This window comes from Rubellimicrobium roseum (assembly GCF_006152145.1).
Taxonomy (GTDB): Bacteria; Pseudomonadota; Alphaproteobacteria; order Rhodobacterales; family Rhodobacteraceae; genus Rubellimicrobium; species Rubellimicrobium roseum.
Genome location: NZ_VDFV01000151.1, coordinates 1 through 1,169 on the forward strand (window position 1 = coordinate 1; position 1,169 = coordinate 1,169).

Annotated in this window: 2 protein-coding genes; both read right to left on the reverse strand. The window is 71.0% G+C overall.

Going from position 1 to position 1,169, the window contains the following annotated elements; translation table 11 throughout:
- On the reverse strand, window positions 1-425 hold a 425-nt coding region (locus tag FHG71_RS23280), incomplete at its 3' end, for a hypothetical protein (protein WP_139084180.1).
- A gap of 13 nt (window positions 426-438) precedes the next feature.
- Window positions 439-1,169 (reverse strand): TadE family protein (locus tag FHG71_RS23285; protein ID WP_342777529.1); only part of this gene is annotated, 731 nt, incomplete at its 5' end.

Sequence of the window (1,169 nt, forward strand, 5' to 3'; positions counted from 1 at the left end):
CCGTGCCGCTTGGGCGGCTCGTAGAGCGCCGGCAGGTTCGGCCGCTTCCAGCGGTCGAGCCCTTCGCGCAGGTCGGCGGGGCTCGCGGTCCAGGGCAGCACGTCCTCCACCCCCGCCTGCAGGAGCCGGCGCGCCTCGGCGATCGGCATGTCCGGGGCCGTCAGCGCCACGAGCGCCGCGTTGCGTCCGGGCGCGCGATGCAGCTCGCGCAGGACCTCGAGATCGAGGCCCGCCGCGGGGTCGGGGCAGAAGAGGATCACGTCGGCCGTCGAGGCCAACTGGGTGGCCGTGCCGTTCAGTCGGGTCAGCGAGTTCGGCCGTCGGTCGACGGCGACGTCCGGCATGGCATGCAGCGCCGCATCAATGGCCGCGGTCTCGGTGCTGCCCCCGATCAGGGCAACGGTGGTTTTGGAGTTGCTGGTCATGATCGGTCTCCTGTTATCCGTCCGCTCCCAAGGCGAGGTCTTCGCCAGGAAGCGAGACGCTCATCGTGGGCATGGTGACGCCAGTCGGTGTGTTTCCGGTCCCCGGGACGTCGGCCCCCGCCATTCGGGCGAGGCCCAAGAGGGGGTGCACGAACTCGAAGTCGAGGTTCTGGGCTTCGACGGTGACGACCGGCGTGAAAGGTCCGCCCAGGAAGCCCATCCGCTCCTCCTCGCTGCCCGATGTGCCGTAGCGGAAGAGCAGGTTGGCGGGCGTGGCGTCCGGGGGCAGAAGCGGCTCGACCCGCGCCCAGATCTCGGCCACGGTCGTGTTCGTCGTCGCCCCGCTACACGTGATGCTGACCGTCGAGCAGATGCCCGCCCCGTTGCGGCACAGCGTGCCGTAAGGCTCGGTCGCCGTGCCCGGCTGGTTCGTCTCGGGCACGCCGGCGCAGGCCGGTGGGCGCGCGGCGGCGATGCGGGCGGCCATCTGCACCGCCTTCTGCGTCATGACCCAGTTGTATCCCATGCGCCCGAAGTCGATCAGCGCGAAGAAGATCAGCAGGAACAGGGCGATCGCCATGGCCAGCTCGAGAAGGGTCGTGCCGCTCTCGTCCGTGCGGACGCGGCGGACGGCGGCGCGGAGGCGGGACGCGGCGGTCATGACCCGAACACTCGGGTGCGGTCCGAGACCGAGGTGGTGATCGTCCCGAGGTCCCCGCCGCCGCCCCAGTTGATGAGGCTCGC